Source organism: Gelidimonas denitrificans, from assembly GCF_055694065.1.
The window spans coordinates 2,375,679-2,394,605 of record NZ_CM146350.1; the positions used below are offsets into that span (position 1 = coordinate 2,375,679).

General features: G+C 57.2%; 20 protein-coding genes. 10 read left to right on the plus strand and 10 right to left on the minus strand.

Going from position 1 to position 18,927, the window contains the following annotated elements:
• Window positions 1-44: 44 nt before the first annotated feature.
• The 6 genes from FKCLFG_RS11065 to FKCLFG_RS11090 all read left to right on the plus strand — a co-directional run bounded on the left by FKCLFG_RS11065 (window position 45) and on the right by FKCLFG_RS11090 (window position 3,513).
• Window positions 45-392, plus strand: a complete 348-nt coding sequence (locus tag FKCLFG_RS11065; protein WP_472613146.1) for a DMT family protein — start codon at window positions 45-47, stop codon at window positions 390-392.
• An 86-nt stretch (window positions 393-478) separates the two neighbouring features.
• Window positions 479-1,342: a 3-methyl-2-oxobutanoate hydroxymethyltransferase gene (panB, locus tag FKCLFG_RS11070; protein ID WP_472613147.1), complete on the plus strand. Its 864-nt coding sequence runs from the start codon at window positions 479-481 to the stop codon at window positions 1,340-1,342.
• A gap of 20 nt (window positions 1,343-1,362) precedes the next feature.
• Window positions 1,363-2,070, plus strand: a complete 708-nt coding sequence (locus FKCLFG_RS11075; RefSeq protein ID WP_472613148.1) for an ABC transporter permease — start codon at window positions 1,363-1,365, stop codon at window positions 2,068-2,070.
• Window positions 2,067-2,735 (plus strand): ABC transporter ATP-binding protein, encoded by a 669-nt coding sequence (locus FKCLFG_RS11080; RefSeq protein WP_472613149.1) that lies wholly within the window; start codon window positions 2,067-2,069, stop codon window positions 2,733-2,735. Before FKCLFG_RS11075 ends, FKCLFG_RS11080 begins: the two co-directional genes overlap by 4 nt.
• 86 nt (window positions 2,736-2,821) lie before the next feature.
• A complete protein-coding gene (locus FKCLFG_RS11085; protein ID WP_472613150.1) occupies window positions 2,822-3,103 on the plus strand; it encodes a type II toxin-antitoxin system HigB family toxin in 282 nt (93 codons plus the stop codon).
• A complete protein-coding gene (locus FKCLFG_RS11090; protein ID WP_472613151.1) occupies window positions 3,091-3,513 on the plus strand; it encodes a helix-turn-helix domain-containing protein in 423 nt (140 codons plus the stop codon). Before FKCLFG_RS11085 ends, FKCLFG_RS11090 begins: the two co-directional genes overlap by 13 nt.
• On the opposite strand, the gene FKCLFG_RS11095 is transcribed toward FKCLFG_RS11090, so the two are convergent.
• The gene (locus FKCLFG_RS11095) at window positions 3,491-3,670 is read right to left on the minus strand and encodes a hypothetical protein (protein ID WP_472613152.1); all 180 of its coding nucleotides are present in this window, start codon (window positions 3,668-3,670) and stop codon (window positions 3,491-3,493) included. The genes FKCLFG_RS11090 and FKCLFG_RS11095 overlap by 23 nt on opposite strands.
• A gap of 26 nt (window positions 3,671-3,696) precedes the next feature.
• On the opposite strand from FKCLFG_RS11095, the gene FKCLFG_RS11100 reads away from it, so the two are divergent.
• A complete protein-coding gene (locus FKCLFG_RS11100) occupies window positions 3,697-4,008 on the plus strand; it encodes a hypothetical protein (RefSeq protein WP_472613153.1) in 312 nt (103 codons plus the stop codon).
• A 121-nt stretch (window positions 4,009-4,129) separates the two neighbouring features.
• Window positions 4,130-5,257, plus strand: coding sequence for an MFS transporter (locus tag FKCLFG_RS11105; RefSeq protein WP_472613154.1), 1,128 nt, complete (start codon window positions 4,130-4,132; stop codon window positions 5,255-5,257).
• Window positions 5,258-5,411: 154 nt separating this feature from the next.
• Here FKCLFG_RS11105 and can read toward each other — a convergent pair whose 3' ends face one another.
• The 9 genes from can to FKCLFG_RS11150 all read right to left on the minus strand — a co-directional run bounded on the left by can (window position 5,412) and on the right by FKCLFG_RS11150 (window position 16,989).
• Window positions 5,412-6,077, minus strand: a complete 666-nt coding sequence (can, locus tag FKCLFG_RS11110; RefSeq protein WP_472613155.1) for a carbonate dehydratase — start codon at window positions 6,075-6,077, stop codon at window positions 5,412-5,414.
• Window positions 6,078-6,184: 107 nt separating this feature from the next.
• Complete coding sequence (locus tag FKCLFG_RS11115) at window positions 6,185-7,351, minus strand: FAD-dependent oxidoreductase (RefSeq protein ID WP_472613156.1); 1,167 nt, start codon at window positions 7,349-7,351, stop codon at window positions 6,185-6,187.
• Between the two features lie 122 nt (window positions 7,352-7,473).
• Window positions 7,474-8,733: a serine/threonine transporter SstT gene (gene sstT, locus FKCLFG_RS11120; protein WP_472613157.1), complete on the minus strand. Its 1,260-nt coding sequence runs from the start codon at window positions 8,731-8,733 to the stop codon at window positions 7,474-7,476.
• A gap of 168 nt (window positions 8,734-8,901) precedes the next feature.
• Complete coding sequence (dnaJ, locus tag FKCLFG_RS11125; RefSeq protein ID WP_472613158.1) at window positions 8,902-10,029, minus strand: molecular chaperone DnaJ; 1,128 nt, start codon at window positions 10,027-10,029, stop codon at window positions 8,902-8,904.
• 239 nt (window positions 10,030-10,268) lie between these two features.
• Window positions 10,269-12,221: a molecular chaperone DnaK gene (gene dnaK / locus FKCLFG_RS11130; protein ID WP_472613159.1), complete on the minus strand. Its 1,953-nt coding sequence runs from the start codon at window positions 12,219-12,221 to the stop codon at window positions 10,269-10,271.
• A 98-nt stretch (window positions 12,222-12,319) separates the two neighbouring features.
• A complete protein-coding gene (gene grpE / locus FKCLFG_RS11135) occupies window positions 12,320-12,886 on the minus strand; it encodes a nucleotide exchange factor GrpE (RefSeq protein ID WP_472613160.1) in 567 nt (188 codons plus the stop codon).
• A 201-nt stretch (window positions 12,887-13,087) separates the two neighbouring features.
• Complete coding sequence (gene hemH, locus FKCLFG_RS11140) at window positions 13,088-14,194, minus strand: ferrochelatase (RefSeq protein ID WP_472613161.1); 1,107 nt, start codon at window positions 14,192-14,194, stop codon at window positions 13,088-13,090.
• A 180-nt stretch (window positions 14,195-14,374) separates the two neighbouring features.
• Window positions 14,375-16,021 (minus strand): DNA repair protein RecN, encoded by a 1,647-nt coding sequence (gene recN / locus FKCLFG_RS11145; protein WP_472613162.1) that lies wholly within the window; start codon window positions 16,019-16,021, stop codon window positions 14,375-14,377.
• Between the two features lie 74 nt (window positions 16,022-16,095).
• Window positions 16,096-16,989 carry an NAD kinase gene (locus tag FKCLFG_RS11150; RefSeq protein WP_472613163.1) on the minus strand — a complete coding sequence of 298 codons (894 nt, stop codon included), beginning with the start codon at window positions 16,987-16,989 and terminating at the stop codon, window positions 16,096-16,098.
• Window positions 16,990-17,083: 94 nt separating this feature from the next.
• Here FKCLFG_RS11150 and FKCLFG_RS11155 point away from each other — a divergent pair, with 94 nt between their 5' ends.
• Window positions 17,084-17,776 (plus strand): HAD family hydrolase, encoded by a 693-nt coding sequence (locus tag FKCLFG_RS11155; RefSeq protein ID WP_472613164.1) that lies wholly within the window; start codon window positions 17,084-17,086, stop codon window positions 17,774-17,776.
• Between the two features lie 84 nt (window positions 17,777-17,860).
• Window positions 17,861-18,880, plus strand: coding sequence for a heat-inducible transcriptional repressor HrcA (gene hrcA, locus FKCLFG_RS11160; protein WP_472613165.1), 1,020 nt, complete (start codon window positions 17,861-17,863; stop codon window positions 18,878-18,880).
• Window positions 18,881-18,927 lie beyond the last annotated feature (47 nt).

Consider the following 18,927-nt stretch of genomic DNA (forward strand, 5'->3'; position numbering starts at 1 on the left):
TCGTGCATACCCGACAAATTTTATAATACACCGCAGGCGACATCATGCCAAATTCGATCACTTTCCAAACAGTCGGCCTGCTGTTCTTTTCGAATATTTTCATGACCATAGCCTGGTACGGCCATCTGAAAAACCTGGCCAGCAAGCCGTGGTGGATCGCGGCGTTGGTGAGTTGGGCGATTGCGCTGTTTGAATACATGCTGCAAGTGCCGGCCAACCGCATCGGTTATACCCAGTTCAATCTGGCGCAACTGAAAATCATGCAGGAAGTAATTACACTCGTGGTGTTTGTGCCGTTCGCCATGCTGTACATGGGCCAGTCGTTCAAGCTCGATTTCGTTTGGGCGGGTCTGTGTCTGGTGGGAGCGGTGTACTTCATTTTTCGTGGTTAAGGTGCGCAACACTATTGCTGCGCAGTATCAAGCCCGCGTCAGGGCGCTACACTATTGCAACCGGATTTTGCAACTTAGAGGATTTTATGGCTAGTTATTTGCAGGGAAAAGACATGGCCGCTGCCGGCACGCCGACGGCTGCCACCAAACCGGCCGCGACCAAGGTTGTCACGATCCCATCGCTGAACGCGATGCGCGCCGCGGACCAGAAGATCAGCATGCTGACCTGCTACGACGCCAGCTTCGCGGCTCTGATGGATAGCTGCGGGGTCGACGTGCTGCTGATCGGCGATTCGCTCGGCATGGTGTGCCAGGGCCACCATTCGACCCTGCCCGTCACGATAGCCGACATCGCCTACCATACCGCCTGCGTCGCGCGCGGCAGCAAGTCGGCGTTTATCGTGGCCGACATGCCGTTCGGCAGTTACGCCACGCCTGAATCGGCGTTCAACAACGCGGTGCAGTTGATCCAGGCCGGCGCCCACATGGTCAAGCTGGAAGGCGGCGCATGGCTGGCCGAGACCGTGCGCTTCCTGACCGAGCGCGCGGTACCGGTCTGCGCCCACCTTGGCCTTACGCCGCAATCGGTGCATCAGCTGGGCGGCTACAAGGTGCAAGGTAAAACTATCGAGAGCGCCGATCATCTCAAGACCGACGCGCAGCTGCTGCAGGCCGCCGGCGCGGCACTGCTGGTGCTGGAAGCGATTCCCGCCGCGCTGGGCCGCGAAGTGACCGAATTACTGGCGATCCCGACCATCGGCATCGGCGCCGGGCCGGATTGTTCCGGCCAGGTGCTGGTAATGCACGACATGCTGGGCGTGTTTCCGGGCCGCAAGGCGCGCTTCGTGAAGAACTTCATGGACGGTCAAATCAGCATCGGCGCTGCGGTGCAGGCGTATGTAGCGGCGGTCAAGGATAAATCGTTCCCGGCTGCCGAACACTGCTTCTGAAACGCCGCTAGCCAACCAGAATGGGGATGATGGAGGCCACCGGCGCTGCGTTCGCGCTGCTGTTTTCGGGCGACGCCGCGCTGTGGCAAATTATCTGGGTGTCGCTCAAGACTTCCAGCGTCGGGCTGGCGATTGCCACCCCGATCGCGCTGCTGGCCGGCTATGCGCTTGCCAGCAGCAACTTTCGCGGCCGGCGCATCCTGATCTGGCTGGCGCAGGTCGCGCTGGCGGTGCCCACCGTGCTGATCGGCCTGCTGCTCTACATGATGCTCACGCGCCAAGGGCCGCTGGGCGGTTTGCAATGGCTGTTTTCGCAGTCCGGCGTCATCGCCGGACAAGCAATCATCGCGCTGCCGGTGCTGATCGCGCTGACGCTGGCTGCGGTGCAAGCGGCCGATCCGCGTCTGGCGGAAACCGCCATCACGCTCGGCGCATCGCGCCTGCGCGTGATGCTCACGCTGCTGCACGAAGTGCGGTTCGGCGTGATGGCGGCCGTCATCAACGGTTTCGGCCGGGTGATTTCGGAAGTCGGTTGCGCGATGATGGTCGGCGGCAATATCGCCGGCGCCACCCGCACCATCACCACGGCAATTGCGCTGGAAACCAGCAAGGGCGAGTTCGCCCAAGGCATTGCGCTAGGCCTGGTGCTGATCGCGATTGCGCTGGTGATCAATGCAGCGCTGATGCTGCTGCAGGGCGACGCGCAGCGGCAAGGGCAACTGCGATGACGGTATTACTGCAATTGCAACATCTGCGCAAGCGCCACGGCCAGCGCATCGTGCTCGATATCAACAGCTTTTCGATCGCCAGCGCCAGCGCCTATGTGCTGACCGGCGTCAACGGGGCCGGGAAAAGCACGCTGCTGCGCATCCTGGCAGGGCTGGAAACCGCCGAATGCGGCGCGCTTGCCCTGCTCGGCGAATCCATGTCCATGCCGATGCCGCTGACGCCCTACCCGGCCGCGTTGCGCGCCGCGATCATTTACGTGCACCAGCATCCGGTCATGTTTGCCGGCAGCGTGGCGGCCAATATCGGCTTCGGCCTGAAGCTGCGCGGCGATTCCAGAGCATTGCGCGCCAGGCAAACCGCAGAAGCGATGGAATGGGCTGGCGTCGCGCACTTGCGCGACAACCTGGCGACCACTTTATCCGGCGGCGAAAAGCAGCGCGTGGCGCTGGCCCGCGCCCGCATCCTGAAACCCCGGCTGCTGTTGCTGGACGAGCCCACCTCCAACCTCGACGGCACCGCGCGCGAACAAGTGATCCGGCTGATTCCAACCCTGCTAGCCGAAGGCAGCAGCGTAATCATGGCCTGCCACGACCGCGACCTGATCGCGCTGCCGCAAGTGCAACGCCTGAAATTGCGCGACGGCCGGTTGCAGGCGCATTCATAAAGCCATTCGTAACGGACCAAAAACCCGAGAAATTTAAGCCACCTATCAAACGCATTAATAATCTCAAATTGAGATAGAATTAATATATGCGAATCATCTCCAACAAGGCCTTACTCAACTTTTCTGCGAAATATCCAGAAACGCGAGAGTTGCTTCAGACTTGGCGCAAGCTGCTTGAAGCAAGCGCATTTGCCAGCTTTGCCGACATCAAGACGGCATTCAACGCAACGGACAAGGTGGGTGATTTTTATGTTTTTGACATCGGCGGCAATAAATACCGGATCGTTGCTTCCATCCATTTCAATCGTCAAATGCTTTTTATCCGGCATGTGTTCACGCACAAGGAGTATGACAAATGGAAGCCGTAATAAACCGTCAAATGGTTGCTGAGATCACAGCCCATTTTCAAGCGCTCAACGCCGTTGTTCCCCTGCGCCCAGTTCGCACGGCAGCCGAATATGACAAAGCAGTGAGCGCGCTTAATCAACTGCTGGATGTCGGCGCTGGCGATGAAGCCCATCCTTTGGCCGACCTGGCTGCAACCCTTGGTGAAATTATCGGCGACTATGACGACATCCATTATCCGAATGGCGACGTAACGCCCTCTGCGATGCTGCGTTTTCTCATGGAGCAACATAACCTCACCCAATCCGATTTGCCGGAGGTGGGTACACAAGGCGTGGTGTCGGAAATTTTGCGCGGTATCCGCGATCTCAATATTCGACAAATAAAAGCAGTTTCGGCACGATTCAACATCAATCCTGCTGCATTTTTTTGATCTGACGCCAGCCGCTAAAGATATACTGCAAACTGTATTTGCACATACCGCAATGAATATATGCGGTAATTGCAGTTAAAATTGCCATACCCCCTGTTTTATTGCTTATAAAAATAACAAAAGCGACGAAAACGAATAAGCGCCAAGCTTCAGCCATGCCGCTGCCCACCCCAATACCACACCATGCCTCCTGCACAATTCATCGCCCTCTGGCAAGACAACAAACTCAACGAACGCGCCGGGGCACAGGGGCATTTTGACGATCTGTGCGGCCTGCTTGGCGTGGACAAGCCGCGTGACCCGGACCACTATTGCTTCGAGCGCGGCGCCAAAAAATCCGGCGGCGGCGATGGCTGGGCCGATGTCTGGAAGCACATTGGTAGCAAAATTGTGCTGCTGGTCGAGGTGCTCAATGACCACGACCGGCGTTTCCTGCTTCGGCTGGAGGTGCATAGCGTCGAAGCGAGGTTCTCGATGCCCTTGAGGATTGTATGAGGGTCGAAGGAGCGCGTGGTTGCCTATTCCTGCGGGTGGCGGGCGAGACGGGTGGACCCGGTGCCGTATCGGCTGCACGAAAAGCGGCCAGGACGTTGGTGGACAACGCGAAGGTGGCAGCATGACGCCCGCCCTGCGACTGAGTACGACCGGCTTCGCGCTGATCGCGGTTTGCTATGGATTTGCCCGTTTCGCGTTCGGTCTGTTCCTCCCGGAGATCAGAGCCGATCTCGCCATATCGCCCACGATCGGCGGTTTCATCGCGGGAGGATCGTTCCTTGGATATTGCGTCGCAATCATTGCATCCGCTTATCTGACTGAGCGCTTCGGTCCGCGACTGGTCGCTGGCGGTGCGGGGCTTGTCGCCACCGCAGGGCTGGCGGCCATCGCAATGGCAACGTCGGCACCCGTCCTTGCTGCTGCAGTCCTTTTCGCAGGGATAAGCACGGGGCTTGTTTCACCGCCCTTGGCAGCAGCGGTATCCCGCGCGGTTCGACGCGAACGCCAGGACGCTACGAACACCATCATCAATGCCGGAACCAGCGCGGGCGTGGCCCTGACCGGTCCAGCCGCATTGCTGTTGGGCGCGGAGTGGCGGCTTGCTTTTGCGCTCTTCGCTACGGCGAGCCTCGCTGTCGCCATTGCCGCTTTTGTTTTTATCCCGCGCGACGGCAAAGACCGGGCTGTCGGGCCAGGCAGCGTGCCGAAGCCGTCCGCCGATCTTGCTCGTCTCATGATCGCCGCTTTTCTGATGGGTGCGGCCAGCACGGCGATCTGGTCTTTCGGAGGTGAATTGACGACGCGCAGCCTTGACTGGACGGGTCAGCAAACCGGCCTCCTCTGGATTGTCATCGGCTCGGCCGGGATCTTTGGCGGGCTTGCCGGAACGCTGGTCGCCAGATTCGGCGTGAACACGACCCACTTCTTCTCGCTGCTTGCCTTGGCTTGCGGCATAGTCTGCATCGGTTGGTCCGGGACGACGGCGATCCTGGCCTTTTTCGGCGCAGCATTGTTCGGAGCCGCCTATATCCTGCTGACCGGCATCTATCTTGTCTGGGGCGTATCGGCCATGCCGGAACGGCCGGCGGCCGGCCTGACCATTGCTTTTCTCATGGTAGCAGTCGGGCAAACGGCTGGCGCCCCCGTTTTTGGTGTCCTTCTGGGCCAAATAACGGCGGACTTTGCCGTAGTCTCATTCGCCTGTCTCGGCGTTCTGGCCAGCATGGCTAGGCGTAAGGATTCTTCGTAAAAACGTATCACGCCTAAATTTCGAACCCGACGCTATAGGGCTATGTTTGCATTACACGTTGCTATAGAGTGAAGCAAGATATTCAACTTTGCCCGGGATTATTTACGCAGCAACGTGTAACGCGAATAGAGCCTAAAAACTATTATCTCAACATTTATAGTTCATAGCGATCAAACACCGTAACCAGCTTTTGCGCCAACACTTCGGCTGAATTAACTATCATGCCGAGGTCGCGCAACAAGCCATCCTGCAAACCATAGACCCAGCCGTACACCGTCACTTCCTGACCGCGTTCCCATGCATCCTGCAGAACGGTGGTCTGGCACAGATTGGTGACTTGCTCGATCACATTCAATTCGCACAAGCGATCCTGCTGCGCACGGCTGGGCAAGACATCACCGAAATATTTTTCGTGCTTCTGATGCACGTCCTGCACATGGCGCAGCCAGTTGTCGGCCAAGCCGATGCGGCGGCGCGTCAGCGCTGCATGCACCCCGGAACAGCCATAGTGGCCGCAAATGATCACATGCTTGACGCCCAGCACATCGATGGCAAATTGCAGCACAGAGAGACAATTCAAATCGGTATGCACCACCACGTTGGCAATATTGCGATGGACAAACAGTTCGCCCGGCAGCATGCCAAGTAATTCATTGGCCGGAACACGGCTGTCTGAGCAGCCGATCCACAAGTATTCCGGCGACTGTTGCGCTGCTAGCTTCTTGAAATAATCTGCATCATTGGCCTTGATGGCATCGGCCCAAGCTTGGTTATTCTGAAAAAGCTGATTGGGTGAAATATCCGTTTTTGGTTCTAGCATCTGTCCATACTCCTGAAAAAATATGACAGCCAGCATCAATTCAGCTGCCGGCACAGTATATTGCGCGCACATATCTTATCGGAATGGGCAGCCTGCCGCAGGTAAATTCAAGCCCGGTCGTCGGGTCCAGGCTCAGGCAGCGGATCTGCCGGCTGCAAAGGCAGCGCAAAACGCCGCATGAAACGCCGGTCGATACTATTTTTCCAGCGCCACACCCAGTCGCCCTGCCACACCAGCCCGTGCCAGCAAGCGATTGCATGGCGCGGCCCGGTCGTCAGCAGCGATAAATAATCGCGCTGCGGCAGATGCTCGATCAAGGGTTCGCCAAATACCTGGTGCAGCAGGTTTTGCGCCAATATCGGCCCCTGCCGCACCGCAAACACGCCGGCTTTCGGGCGCGGCTGCTGCGGATTGCTGGCAATATCGCCGGCGGCAAACAGTTGCGGATGGCTCACCGATTGCAAATGCTGGTTGATCTGCACGAAGCCGCCGTCCACCGTCGCCACGCCAGACTGCGCCAGCCACGGCTGCGCTGCTGCGCCGGTGGCCCAAAGCAGATGATCAAAAGACGCGGTGCTGCCATTATCAAAGTTGAGCCGTCCCGGCGTCACCGAACTTACGTTGGTCCCGGTCAGCAACGCGACTCCGGCAGCTTCCAGATGGCGTGCCGCCAGACGCGCGGCGCGGCGTGGATAAGCCGGCAGCAGAGCGGCACGCGTGACCAGCGACAATTTCACCAAACTGCGCCGGGTCCGCAAACGATGGGCCATGGCCAGCGCCATTTCGACCCCGCCGGCGCCGCCGCCGACCACCACGATATGGATCGGCCGCTGCAGCGCAGCGCTGGCCTGTTCCAGCGCATGCCATCGCTGCAGGAAGACATCAATCGGCTTGATTCCCAGCGCGTGTTCGGCCGCGCCCGGCACCAGCGCCAAAGGCGGCGTCGCACCGATGTCAAGCGACGCCAGATCGAAGCGCCACTCCCGGCCCTGTGCCATAGCGACATTGCGCTGCAGGTCGATCTGATCCACGCCGGCCTGCACCAGTTCGATGCCGGCGCTGTTTGCCAGCAGCCGCAGATCGACATGGCATTCCGAACTGCGGTAATGCCCGGCGATCAGTCCCGGCAACATGCCGGAATACGGCGTCATGACATCGCGCGACAGCAAGGTTATTTCCAGCCGATCACGCCACAATGCGCGTTGCAGGCGCAGCGCCTCCAGCACGAACAGATGCGCATGGCCGCCGCCCACCAACAACAATCGCTTTCGCATCACGCCCCTGATTTTTTGAAAAAATTCTGCGCCGCAATTAATTCGGGCGTGGCGGGCACTACTTCTGCCGAATCACAACCGGTAGCAGCGTTATGACATTTCGAAGCAGAAAAGCTTTTGAATCAGCCGACCTCTTTGGCCGAATTAGCCGAATTAGTCGAATCGGCATAACCGCCCTTCGCCATGCAGGCCGCAGCCGTAAACAATACGTCGGTGGAGGAGTTCAGCGCCGTTTCCGCCGAATCCTGCACTATGCTGATGATGAAGCCGATCGCCACCACCTGCATGGAAACCTCGCTGGGAATGCCGAACAGGCTGCAAGCCAGCGGGATCAGCAACAAGGAACCGCCCGCGACTCCGGACGTTCCGCAGGCGCAAATCGATGCCACCACACTGAGCAAAATTGCAGTCGGAATATCCACCGCAATCCCCAGCGTATGGACTGCCGCCAGGGTGAGCACTGTGATAGTAATTGCTGCGCCGGCCATGTTGATGGTCGCACCCAGCGGGATCGAGACTGAATAGGTGTCTTTATGCAAACCAAAACGCTCGCAGAGTTGCAGGTTTACCGGAATGTTGGCGGCGGAACTGCGCGTGAAAAACGCGGTAATCCCACTCTCGCGCAGGCAGGTCAGGACCATCGGATAGGGATTGCGGCGAATTTGCCAGTAGACGATCACCGGGTTTATCACCAGAGCGACAAACAACATGCAGCCCACCAGTACTAGCAACAGTTGCAGATAGCCCAGCAGCGCACCGAAACCAGACTCGGCCAGAGTCGAGGCAACCAGGCCGAATATTCCCAGAGGAGCAAAGCAGATCACCAGTTTGACGATGTACGACACCCCGTCGGAGAGATCACCAAGCACGACCCGCGTGGTATTGCTGCCATGCCGAAGTGCGATGCCCAGCCCAACGGCCCAGGCCAGGATGCCGATAAAGTTGCCTTTCACTAAAGCGTTGACCGGGTTGTCGACCACGTTGAGCAACAATGTCTTCAAGACTTCAGAAATGGTGCCAGGGGGTGCCACCGCCACATTGTCGGTGACTAGCACCAGTGTCGACGGGAACATGAAACTGGCGATGACTGCCACCATCGCGGCGGCGAATGTGCCCAGCAGATAGAGCAGCAGAATCGGCCGAATATGCGTTTTCTGGTCTTTTTTATGGCTGGCGATCGAAGCCATCACCAGCACAAAAACGAGAATTGGTGCTACCGCCTTCAACGCCGAGACAAACACACTACCGATGAAGTTCACGGATACGGCAGCCGCAGGAAAGACCAGGGCAAACAAAATTCCGGCGATCAAGCCGATGATGATTTGCGTTACAAGGCTGGTACGTTTAATCAGATTCAGAAAAAATTGTTGCGCATAAGACATGACAGGAATCACTAACTTTAAAAATTTTTAAAACGTAGCGGGGCAATCCGGATAAGGGGCAAAAACGACAAGGGCGTAGGGCGCAATAAGCGCAGCCCTTGCAGCTAGTTCGGCGCAATGCGCTACGCTTATTGCGCCCTACGGCTAGGACGAAAGAGATTCAGCAAACTACTCAAAAAACCCCTTGACCTTGTCCATCCAGGATTTGCTTTGCGGGCTGTGCTTGGCGCCGCCTTCCAAAGTCAGGCGCTCGAATTCACGCAGGCTGGCTTTCTGGGCTTCCGTCAATTTGACCGGGGTTTCAACCACTACGTGGCAAAACAGATCACCCGCATAACCGGAACGCACTCCCTTGATGCCCTTGCTGCGCAAGCGGAATGTCTTGCCCGACTGGGTGCCTTCAGGAATCGAAAACGACGCCTTGCCACTAAGTGTGGGCACTTCGATGTCGCCGCCCAACGCCGCCTTGGTGAACGAAATCGGGATTTCGCAATGCAGGTCATCGCCATCACGCTGGAATACCGCATGCTGCTTGATGTGAACTTCGACGTACAAGTCGCCCGACGGGCCGCCATTGGTGCCGGGTTCGCCATTGCCGCTTGAGCGAATCCGCATGCCTTCGTCGATCCCGGCCGGAATTTTTACTTCCAGCGTCTTGTTGCGCTTGATCTTACCGGCACCGCCGCATGGTGGGCAAGGGTCGGTAATGGTCTTGCCGGTGCCGTGGCATTTCGGGCAAGTTTGCTGAATGCTGAAAAAACCTTGCTGCATGCGCACCTGACCATGCCCGCCGCAGGTAGAACATGTGCTCGGCGAAGTCCCGGCCTTGGCGCCGCTGCCGTGGCAAGTTTCGCAGGCATCCCAGGTTGGCACCCGGATAGTGGTATCGAAGCCATGCGCCGCTTGCTCCAGCGTGATTTCGAGGTTGTAGCGCAAATCGGCGCCGCGATAGACTTGCGGCCCGGCACCGCGTCCGCCGCGAGCGCCGCCTCCGAAAATATCGCCGAAGATGTCGCCGAAGGAATCGCCAAAACCGCCTGCGCCACCACCACCGCCGCCACCCATGTTTGGGTCGACGCCGGCATGGCCGTAACGATCATAGGCGTCGCGCTTTTGCGCGTCCGACAACATCTCGTACGCTTCCTTGACTTCCTTGAACTTGCCTTCTGCGGTCTTGCTATCCGGATTTCGATCCGGATGATGCTTCATTGCGAGCTTGCGATACGCCTTCTTGATGTCTTCATCAGACGCATTTTTCGCTACACCCAGCACTTCATAAAAATCACGCTTCGCCATCTTTTTCCAACCTTTTACTCAGAGCTATTAGTTATTCCAATTTGCATTAAAAAGGAGAGCAAAGCAAAATCAAACACCAGCCAAACACAGCACAAGGTGTTGTCAACGCTGCCATCGTTCGCTGCCATCTTAATGCAAATGGGAATATGCAAAAAGCCGAGTCCAGCATCGCTTACGCTTTTGCATGAACTCGGCAAGCCATTGCGGCGCATTTGCTGCCTACTCCGCCCGACAGGGGATTACTTGTCTTTGACTTCCTTGAAATCGGCGTCGACCACATCATCTTCCGCCGGTTTTCCTTCTCCATTTGCGCTACCCGCACCTCCGGCTGCGCCGCCAGCGGCTGCACCTGCCGCAGCCTGTTGCGCTTGCATGTCGGCATACATTTTCTCGCCCAGCTTTTGCGATGCGCTCGACAGCGCGGCTGTCTTGGCGTCAATGACAGCCTTGTCATTGCCCTTGAGCACTTCTTCCAGCTCCTTGATCGCCGCTTCGATTTGCTCTTTCTCACCGGCGGCAAGCTTTTCGCCGTACTCGCCCATCGATTTGCGGGTCGAGTGTACCAGCGCATCGCCCTGATTGCGGGCGTCTGCCAACTCTCTGAGCTTATGGTCTTCTTCCGCATTCAGCTCGGCGTCTTTGACCATCTTCTGGATTTCTTCCTCGGTCAAGCCGGAATTGGCCTTGATCGTGATCTTGTTTTCCTTGCCGGTCGCCTTGTCTTTGGCGCCGACATGCAAGATGCCGTTGGCGTCGATGTCGAAGGTTACTTCAATCTGCGGCGTACCGCGGCTTGACGGCGGGATGCCTTCCAGGTTGAATTCGCCCAGCGCCTTGTTGCCGGCAGCGATTTCGCGTTCGCCCTGGAATACCTTGATGGTAACTGCAGGCTGATTGTCTTCGGCAGTCGAGAATACCTGGCTGAACTTGGTCGGGATCGTGGTGTTTTTCTGGATCATCTTGGTCATCACGCCGCCCATGGTCTCGATACCCAGCGACAACGGAGTCACATCCAGCAACAACAAATCCTTGCGCTCGCCCGACAATACCGAACCCTGGATTGCCGCACCGACAGCAACCGCTTCATCGGGATTGACGTCTTTGCGCGGGTCCTTGCCGAAGAATTCCTTGACCTTTTCTTGCACCATAGGCATGCGGGTCATGCCGCCAACCAGGATGATGTCATCGATATCAGTAACCTTGACGCCGGCATCCTTGATCGCGATGCGGCATGGCTCGATGGTACGGATGATCAACTCTTCAACCAGGGATTCCAGCTTGGCGCGGGTCATTTTCAGGTTCAAATGCACCGGCGCGCCGTTGGCCATCGCGATGTACGGCTCATTGATTTCGGTTTGCTGGGCGGAAGACAATTCGATTTTCGCGCGTTCGGCGGAAGCCTTGATGCGCTGCAATGCGATTGGATCTTTTTTCAGGTCGAGGCCGTTGATCTTCTTGAACTCGTCGATGATGTAATCGATGATGCGCTGATCGAAATCTTCGCCGCCCAGGAATGTATCGCCATTGGTGGACAGCACTTCAAACTGCTTCTCGCCATCGACATCGGCGATTTCGATAATCGAAACGTCGAACGTGCCGCCGCCCAAGTCGTACACGGCAATTTTGCGATCGCCCTTTTCTGTTTTGTCCAGACCGAACGCCAGCGCTGCCGCAGTCGGTTCGTTGATGATGCGCTTGACGTCCAGGCCGGCAATGCGTCCGGCGTCCTTGGTTGCCTGACGCTGCGAATCATTGAAGTACGCTGGCACCGTGATGACGGCTTCGGTAACTTCTTCGCCGAGGTAATCTTCAGCGGTTTTTTTCATTTTGCGCAAAACTTCAGCGGAAATTTGCGGTGGCGCGAGCTTCTTGCCGCGCGTGGCAATCCAGGCGTCGCCGTTGTCCGCCTTGATAATCGAAAAAGGCATCAGGCCGATGTCTTTTTGTACTTCTTTCTCGTCGAACTTGCGGCCAATCAAGCGCTTGACGGCGAACAGGGTATTGGTCGGATTCGTGACTGCCTGACGTTTGGCCGAGGCGCCAACCAGAATCTCGCCGTCTTCCTGATACGCAATGATGGACGGCGTGGTGCGCGTACCTTCGGAGTTCTCGATTACTTTCGGTTTCCCGTTTTCCATAACGGAAACGCACGAGTTGGTTGTACCCAAGTCAATACCGATAATTTTGGCCATGATGTTTCCCTTTTAAGCTGAATGACTGAAATCTGATGAATGCAACTATGTGGTGAAAAACGCCATTTTCAAGCATTTTTGACCACTTTTTCGATTGATTATTTGCCTTGCGATACCGTCACCAGCGCGGGGCGCAGCAAGCGGTCGGAAATCATATAACCTTTTTGCAACACGGTAACAATGGTATTGGCTTCCTGCTCGGCCGGCACCATCGATATGGCTTGATGGCGAGCCGGATCGAGTTTGTCGCCCGGCTTTGGCGATACTTCAGTCAACTTGTTTTTCTCGAACGCGGTGGCAAGCTGCTTCAGTGTCATTTCAACACCTTCCTTGAGCGAGGCAACCGATGGCGTTTCGACTGCCAGCGCCATTTCCAGGCTATCTCTGACTGGCACCAGCAACTCGGCAAAAGCTTCAATGGCAAATTTGTGCGCCTTGCTGACGTCTTCCTGCGCGCGACGGCGAATGTTTTCGGCCTCCGCCTTGGCGCGTAAAAACGCATCCTGCATCTCGGCAATTTTGGCTTGCGCCGCTACAAGTTGTTGCTGCTGCTCCAGCGCCGCATCGCCGGCAACCTGTTCGTCACCTGCTGTAGATGCGTCTTGCCCTGGTTGTAAGGGTTCCAATTGATCCATTTTTTCTGTTTGTTTCTCTGCGTTTTGCATCCAAAGCCTCCGACGATCTATAACGTAATTTCAGCACCCGAAATAAATGGGGCTATCCGGATCAGATTCAAGGGGGCGCTGCGGTCCTCGAATTGGGTGCGGCGCGGAAAATTTACAGTGTTATTCAAATGTTGAGTATGCATAAAAAACACTGTTATTCCGCAATAATTTAAAGCATCTTGAAAAATACTGTCACTTTTACTATGAAATTGCACCCAAACGTTTCGATTCCGCGCGCGCAATCGCGGCGGCGGCCTGTTGCGCGTCGCGTGAGGCTGCGGTGCTCGTGGTCGGCCAGCCGCTGGTGTGCTGCAAGACGATATCGGCCAGCGCATCCACCCATACCGCAGCCTCGTTGAGGCAGGCAATATAGTTGAATTCGTGTCCGCCGGCGGCCAGAAAGTCGCGGCGCGCTTCGATTGCTATTTCTTCCAGCGTTTCCAGGCAATCGCTGGTGAAGCCGGGGCACATCAGGTCAACCCGCTTGACGCCTTTTTTTGCCAGCTTTTGCAGCGTTGGCGCGGTGTACGGCTGCAGCCATTCGGCTTTGCCGAAACGCGACTGGAAGGTGACCAGATATTGCTCTTGCGTCAACCCCAGCGCTTCCGCCAGCAGACGTGCCGTCTTGTGGCACTCGCAATGGTACGGGTCGCCCAAACTCAGCGTGCGTTTCGGCACGCCGTGAAAGCTCATCACCAGTTGGTCCGGGCGGCCGTTGATCTGCCAATGCGCCAGCACCGATTGTTTCAGGGCATTGATATAGCCGGGATGGTCGTGGTAATGCTTGATCAGGCGCAGTTCCGGAATGTTGCGCACCTTGCGGTAATACGCAAATACCGCGTCGAAAACGGACGCGGTGGTGGTGGCTGAATATTGCGGATAAGCGGGCAAGACCAGGATGCGCTCGCAGCCATCTGCTTTCAACTTGTCGAGTACGGCTGGCAGCGAAGGATTGCCGTAACTCATCGCATACGCCACTTGCAGTTGGTGACCACGCTCGCCCAAATATCCTTGCAGCAATTTGGCCTGCTTTTCGGTGTGAACCTTCAGCGGCGAGCCTTCCTTGGTCCAGATGGTCGCGTATTTGGCCGCCGATTTGCCGGCGCGCAGCGGCAGGATGATGCCATTGAGAATGCACCACCAGATTATTTTTGGAATTTCGACTACGCGGCTGTCCGACAGGAATTGCTTCAGGTAAGGCCGCACCGCAGCAGCGGTCGGTGCCTCGGGCGTGCCGAGATTTACCAGCACGACGGCGGTTTTAGGCAGCGTGCCGTGCGCGTAGGGCGGTTCTGGCTGAAAAGACATGTCGGATGGTTTCTAATGATGAGTTGAACGAATAACGTGCGTAGGATGGGTGAAACCCATCACTTATCAAGTCTACAAGATGGGTTGCACCCATTCTACTTTTAAAATAACAGGGGTATTTTTTAATACCGCAATAGATCAATGCGGAAAACAAGTGTTTTTATCACATACTAGGCGTAGTTAAAGTGCCAGCAATTCCCGCGCGTGCTTGCGGGTGGTGGCGGTGATTTCAATCCCGCCCAGCATGCGGGCGATTTCTTCCACGCGATCTTTTGCTTCGAGTGCGTTGATGCGGGAAAGTGTCCTGCCGTCCTGATTCGCCTTGCTGACCTCGAAATGCTGATTGGCTTGGCTGGCGACTTGCGGCAGGTGCGTCACGCACAACACCTGCCGGTCCTGGCCCAGGCGTTTCAACAGGCGGCCAACCACTTCGGCCACGCCGCCGCCGATGCCGCTATCGACTTCATCGAAAATCAGCGTCGGCGTCAAAGTGGCGCTGGAGGTGATGACCGAAATCGCCAGCGAGATGCGCGCCAGCTCACCGCCTGACGCGACTTTGGCCAAAGGGCGCGGCGCAGTACCGGCGTGGCCTGCCACCAGAAACTCCACCTGTTCCAGCCCATAAGCGGCTGGCTCGCAGGGATTCAATCCCACCACGAAGCGCCCGCCGGCCATGCTCAAATCCTGCATCGCGGCAGTCACGGCGTCCCCCAATGTCTTGGTGGCTTTGCTGCGTGCCTTGGACAATTTTTGCGCCACTTGCAAGTATGCAGCCTTGACTTTCTCTTCCTGCGCCCGCAGCGCATCGAGGTCGCTGGCGTCGGCCAACTGTTTCAATTGCACCGACAGGGATACGTATTCGCTCGGCAAGTCTTCCGGCGCGACGTGAAATTTGCGGGCGGTGGAATGCAGCGCTTCGAGCCGCGCATCGACTTCGCGCAGGCGATTCGGGTCCAGTTCGACCCGGCTCAGGTAATCGTTGAGCGCAGATACCGCTTCCTGCAATTGAATACGGGCCGGTTCCAGCAATTCCAGCACCGGTTTCAGGGTGCCGTCGATGTCGGCCAGCTTGTCCAGTTTCTGGTTCAGGCTAGACAGTTGCGACAGAATCGGGTGGTCGGATTCGGAAATCGCGTCCAGCGCTTCCTGCGCGCCTTCGATCAGGCTGGCGGCGTGCGACAGACGGCTGTGCTCGGTGCTGACTTCATCCCATTCGCCCGGTTTGGGGGCGAGTTTTTCCAGTTCGCCCACTTGCCACTCCAGCCGCTCGCGTTCCAGCAGTACGTTTTTGGCGTCTTTCTCATAGGTTTCGCGCTGTTTGGCGATGCCGCGCCAGTCTTTGTAGGCGGCGGCTACTTCCCGCGCCTGCGCCAGCAAACCGGCTTGACTGTCGAGCAGAATGCGCTGCGCATCGGGTTTCAGCAGGGACTGATGGGCGTGCTGGCCGTGAATATCGACCAGCATTTCACCGATTCCGCGCAATTGGGAAGCGGTGGCGGCGATGCCGTTGATGAAGGCCTTGGAGCGCCCGGCGTTGTCGATCACGCGGCGCAGCAACACCGCGCCCTCTTCACTCTGAAATTCGTTGGCGTCCAGCCAGGCTACCGTTTGCGCATTGACCGCGAACTCGGCGCTGATATCCGCCTTGGACGCGCCTTCGCGCACCACGCTGGCGTCGCCGCGTCCGCCCAAAGCCAGCGCCAAAGCATCAATCAGAATCGATTTACCGGCCCCTGTCTCGCCGGTAAATACCGAAAAACCGGAGGAAAATTCCAGCTCGATCGAATCGACAATCACGAAATCACGGATGGAAAGTGTACGTAGCATGGTGAGACCTGAAGAATGTAAGACTGGCTGCTGCATTGGCGTGAAAACCGCAATTTAACGCAATTCAGCGCAATTTAAGTTAACTGCCCTTCGGCCGACGGATATTCGTTCCAGTGCAACTTCTCGCGCAGGGTATCGTAATAATTCCAGCCTTGCGGATGCATGAAGGTGATGCGGTGCGCGGAACGCTTGATATGGATACGGTCGTGAAGCAATATGCTGGCAAATGACTGCATATCGAAGTTGACGCTGGTATCGCGGCCGCTGACGACTTCGATCATGATTTCGCTCGAATCGGGCACCACAATCGGACGATTTGACAACGCGTGCGGGGCAATTGGCACCAGCACGATGCCGCACAGGCTGGGATGCAGCAACGGCCCGCCGGCCGACAGCGAATACGCGGTCGAACCGGTCGGCGTGGAAACGATCAAGCCATCGGAGCGCTGGTTGTACATGAAGTGGCCATCGACCTCGACCCGCAACTCGACCATGCCGGCGCCAGCCCCGCGCGACACCACCACATCGTTGAAAGCCAGTGCGGAAAAAATATTTTCACCCTCGCGCATCACGCAACCTTCCAGCAGGCTGCGGAATTCCGTCTCGTAATTTCCTGCCAGCATGTCAGCCAGCACCGGCAGCATGCCATCGATCGGAATATCGGCCATGAAGCCCAGCCGCCCCTGATTAATCCCTATCATAGGCACGTCATACGGCGCCAGCTGGCGTGCGATGCCGAGCATGGTGCCGTCACCGCCGACCACAATCGCAACATTGGCCTGCTGGCCGATTTGTGTCGGCGTCATTGCTTCGAAACCGGCCAGTTCAATATCGCGCGCGGTTTCTGCTTCCAGCACCACGGTATATCCTGCGTCATCGAAAAAATGGGCGATCTGGGACAGCGATTGCGCGATACCGGGAGCTTGAGGCTTGCCTATAACAGCGATTGTTTTTGGCGCTAAAGGCATATTGGGTTGGGCTGGAGTAAGGGAGGACGAGGTTCACAGATTAGAACATAATTCAGCCATCTCTTGAAGAATGTGAAAGTTAACGATTTTGAAAATGCCGATCAAAGCTGTACTGTTCGACCTCGATGACACCTTGTGGCCGATTGTTCCAGTGCTAGAACAGGCTGAAAAAGTGTTGCACGGATGGCTGCTCACGCATGCGCCGGCGGTGGCCGGGCGCTATTCGATCGACATGTTGCGCACCCGGCGGCAAGCGCTGATGCAGACTGAGCCGCGTTACCAGATCGACCTCTGGGGCTTGCGCCATGCGACACTTTGCGAGGCATTCCGCCAAGTAGGCGCAGATGTTGCTCTGGTGGATCATGCAATGGTGGTTTTTTCCACTGCCCGCAATGCGGTGACACCGTTTGCGGATGTGGTGCCGGGGCTGACCAAGCTCAATACGCGGCTGGCGGTGGGTTCGATCTCGAACGGTTTTGCCGACTTGCAAGCTATCGGCATCGCCCACCATTTCCAGGCCTCGATTGCAGCGCACCGTTTCGGTCGCGCCAAACCCGATCCGCAGATTTTTCATGCGGCCTGCGCAGCCCTCGAAATCCAGCCGCAGCAAGCGGTGTATGTCGGCGACGACCTTCTGCTGGATGTCCAGGGTGCGCAAAATGCGGGAATGCATGGCGTCTGGATGAACCGTTTTGAGCGCAGCCTGCCCGAACAGTGCCGCCCGGACGCGGTCTGCACCACGCTGCACGAACTCGACCGCTGGCTGATTGACGCGATGGGCGCATAATATTGCTGGCGGCAACTTGTTAGTTGTAACCGCTGTCCCGATATCGCTTCCCGATGTACATATCAACTTGCTTCCTATAAACCTATGCAATTCGATATTCGCGCACAAACTCTGCTCAAGGCCCTGGTCGAACGCTATATCGCCGACGGCCAGCCAATCGGCTCGCGTGCCTTGTCGAAACTATCGGGGCTGGATTTGTCGCCTGCCACCATCCGCAACGTCATGTCCGATCTGGAGGAGATGGGCTTCATCGCCAGCCCGCACACCTCGGCCGGCCGGGTGCCGACGCCGCGCGGCTACCGGGTTTTCGTCGACACCCTATTGACGTTGCAAGCCTTTGACGAAGCAGCGGTCGAGTCCCGGATGCAAACTACGCTGTCCAGAAAATCGCCGCAAAAAATCATTGCCAATGCCGCCCAAGTGCTGTCTTCCCTGTCGCAATTCGCCGGCGTGGTGCTGACGCAGCGGCATGAATCGGTGTTTCAGCAAATCGAATTTCTGCGCCTGTCCGATAAACGGGTGCTGCTAGTCATCGTCAGCCCGAGCGGCGATGTGCAGAACCGCCTGCTACTGACGGACGTTGATTACACGCCGGCGCAATTGGTGCAGGCCGCCAATTACATCAATCAAAATTACGGTGGACTGAGCTTCGACGAAGTGCGCGGGCGGCTGCAAAGCGAATTGCGCAGCCTGCGTGACGACATGACGCGCCTGATGCAGGCAGCGGTGGAAGCCGGCAGCGAAGCGATGACGGATGACAGCGAAGATATGGTGATCGCGGGCGAGCGTAACCTGCTGCGCGTAAGCGACCTGGCCGCCAACATGAATTCGCTGCGCAAACTGTTCGACATGTTCGAGCAGAAAACCAGCCTGATGCAATTGCTCAATATTTCCAGCAAGGCCACCGGGGTCCAGATTTTCATTGGCGGCGAATCGCAACTGATGCCGATGGATGACACCAGCATCGTCACCGCGCCCTATGAAGTCAACGGCCGCGTTGTCGGCACATTAGGCGTAATCGGGCCGACCCGCATGGCGTATGAGCGCGTGATACCGATGGTGAATATCACGGCCAAACTGCTGTCGCATGCATTAAGTCATTAGGTTACGCACGTTGCATTAAAGATTTGAAGCACAGTAGGATGGGTGAA

Coding starts and splice junctions, on each gene's coding strand:
- FKCLFG_RS11065 (WP_472613146.1), top strand. CDS start 45: ATGCCAAATTCGATCACTTTCCAAACAGTCGGCCTGCTGTTCTTTTCG.
- panB (WP_472613147.1), top strand. CDS start 479: ATGGCTAGTTATTTGCAGGGAAAAGACATGGCCGCTGCCGGCACGCCG.
- FKCLFG_RS11075 (WP_472613148.1), top strand. CDS start 1,363: ATGGGGATGATGGAGGCCACCGGCGCTGCGTTCGCGCTGCTGTTTTCG.
- FKCLFG_RS11080 (WP_472613149.1), top strand. CDS start 2,067: ATGACGGTATTACTGCAATTGCAACATCTGCGCAAGCGCCACGGCCAG.
- FKCLFG_RS11085 (WP_472613150.1), top strand. CDS start 2,822: ATGCGAATCATCTCCAACAAGGCCTTACTCAACTTTTCTGCGAAATAT.
- FKCLFG_RS11090 (WP_472613151.1), top strand. CDS start 3,091: ATGGAAGCCGTAATAAACCGTCAAATGGTTGCTGAGATCACAGCCCAT.
- FKCLFG_RS11095 (WP_472613152.1), bottom strand. CDS start 3,670: ATGGCTGAAGCTTGGCGCTTATTCGTTTTCGTCGCTTTTGTTATTTTT.
- FKCLFG_RS11100 (WP_472613153.1), top strand. CDS start 3,697: ATGCCTCCTGCACAATTCATCGCCCTCTGGCAAGACAACAAACTCAAC.
- FKCLFG_RS11105 (WP_472613154.1), top strand. CDS start 4,130: ATGACGCCCGCCCTGCGACTGAGTACGACCGGCTTCGCGCTGATCGCG.
- can (WP_472613155.1), bottom strand. CDS start 6,077: ATGCTAGAACCAAAAACGGATATTTCACCCAATCAGCTTTTTCAGAAT.
- FKCLFG_RS11115 (WP_472613156.1), bottom strand. CDS start 7,351: ATGCGAAAGCGATTGTTGTTGGTGGGCGGCGGCCATGCGCATCTGTTC.
- sstT (WP_472613157.1), bottom strand. CDS start 8,733: ATGTCTTATGCGCAACAATTTTTTCTGAATCTGATTAAACGTACCAGC.
- dnaJ (WP_472613158.1), bottom strand. CDS start 10,029: ATGGCGAAGCGTGATTTTTATGAAGTGCTGGGTGTAGCGAAAAATGCG.
- dnaK (WP_472613159.1), bottom strand. CDS start 12,221: ATGGCCAAAATTATCGGTATTGACTTGGGTACAACCAACTCGTGCGTT.
- grpE (WP_472613160.1), bottom strand. CDS start 12,886: ATGCAAAACGCAGAGAAACAAACAGAAAAAATGGATCAATTGGAACCC.
- hemH (WP_472613161.1), bottom strand. CDS start 14,194: ATGTCTTTTCAGCCAGAACCGCCCTACGCGCACGGCACGCTGCCTAAA.
- recN (WP_472613162.1), bottom strand. CDS start 16,021: ATGCTACGTACACTTTCCATCCGTGATTTCGTGATTGTCGATTCGATC.
- FKCLFG_RS11150 (WP_472613163.1), bottom strand. CDS start 16,989: ATGCCTTTAGCGCCAAAAACAATCGCTGTTATAGGCAAGCCTCAAGCT.
- FKCLFG_RS11155 (WP_472613164.1), top strand. CDS start 17,084: ATGCCGATCAAAGCTGTACTGTTCGACCTCGATGACACCTTGTGGCCG.
- hrcA (WP_472613165.1), top strand. CDS start 17,861: ATGCAATTCGATATTCGCGCACAAACTCTGCTCAAGGCCCTGGTCGAA.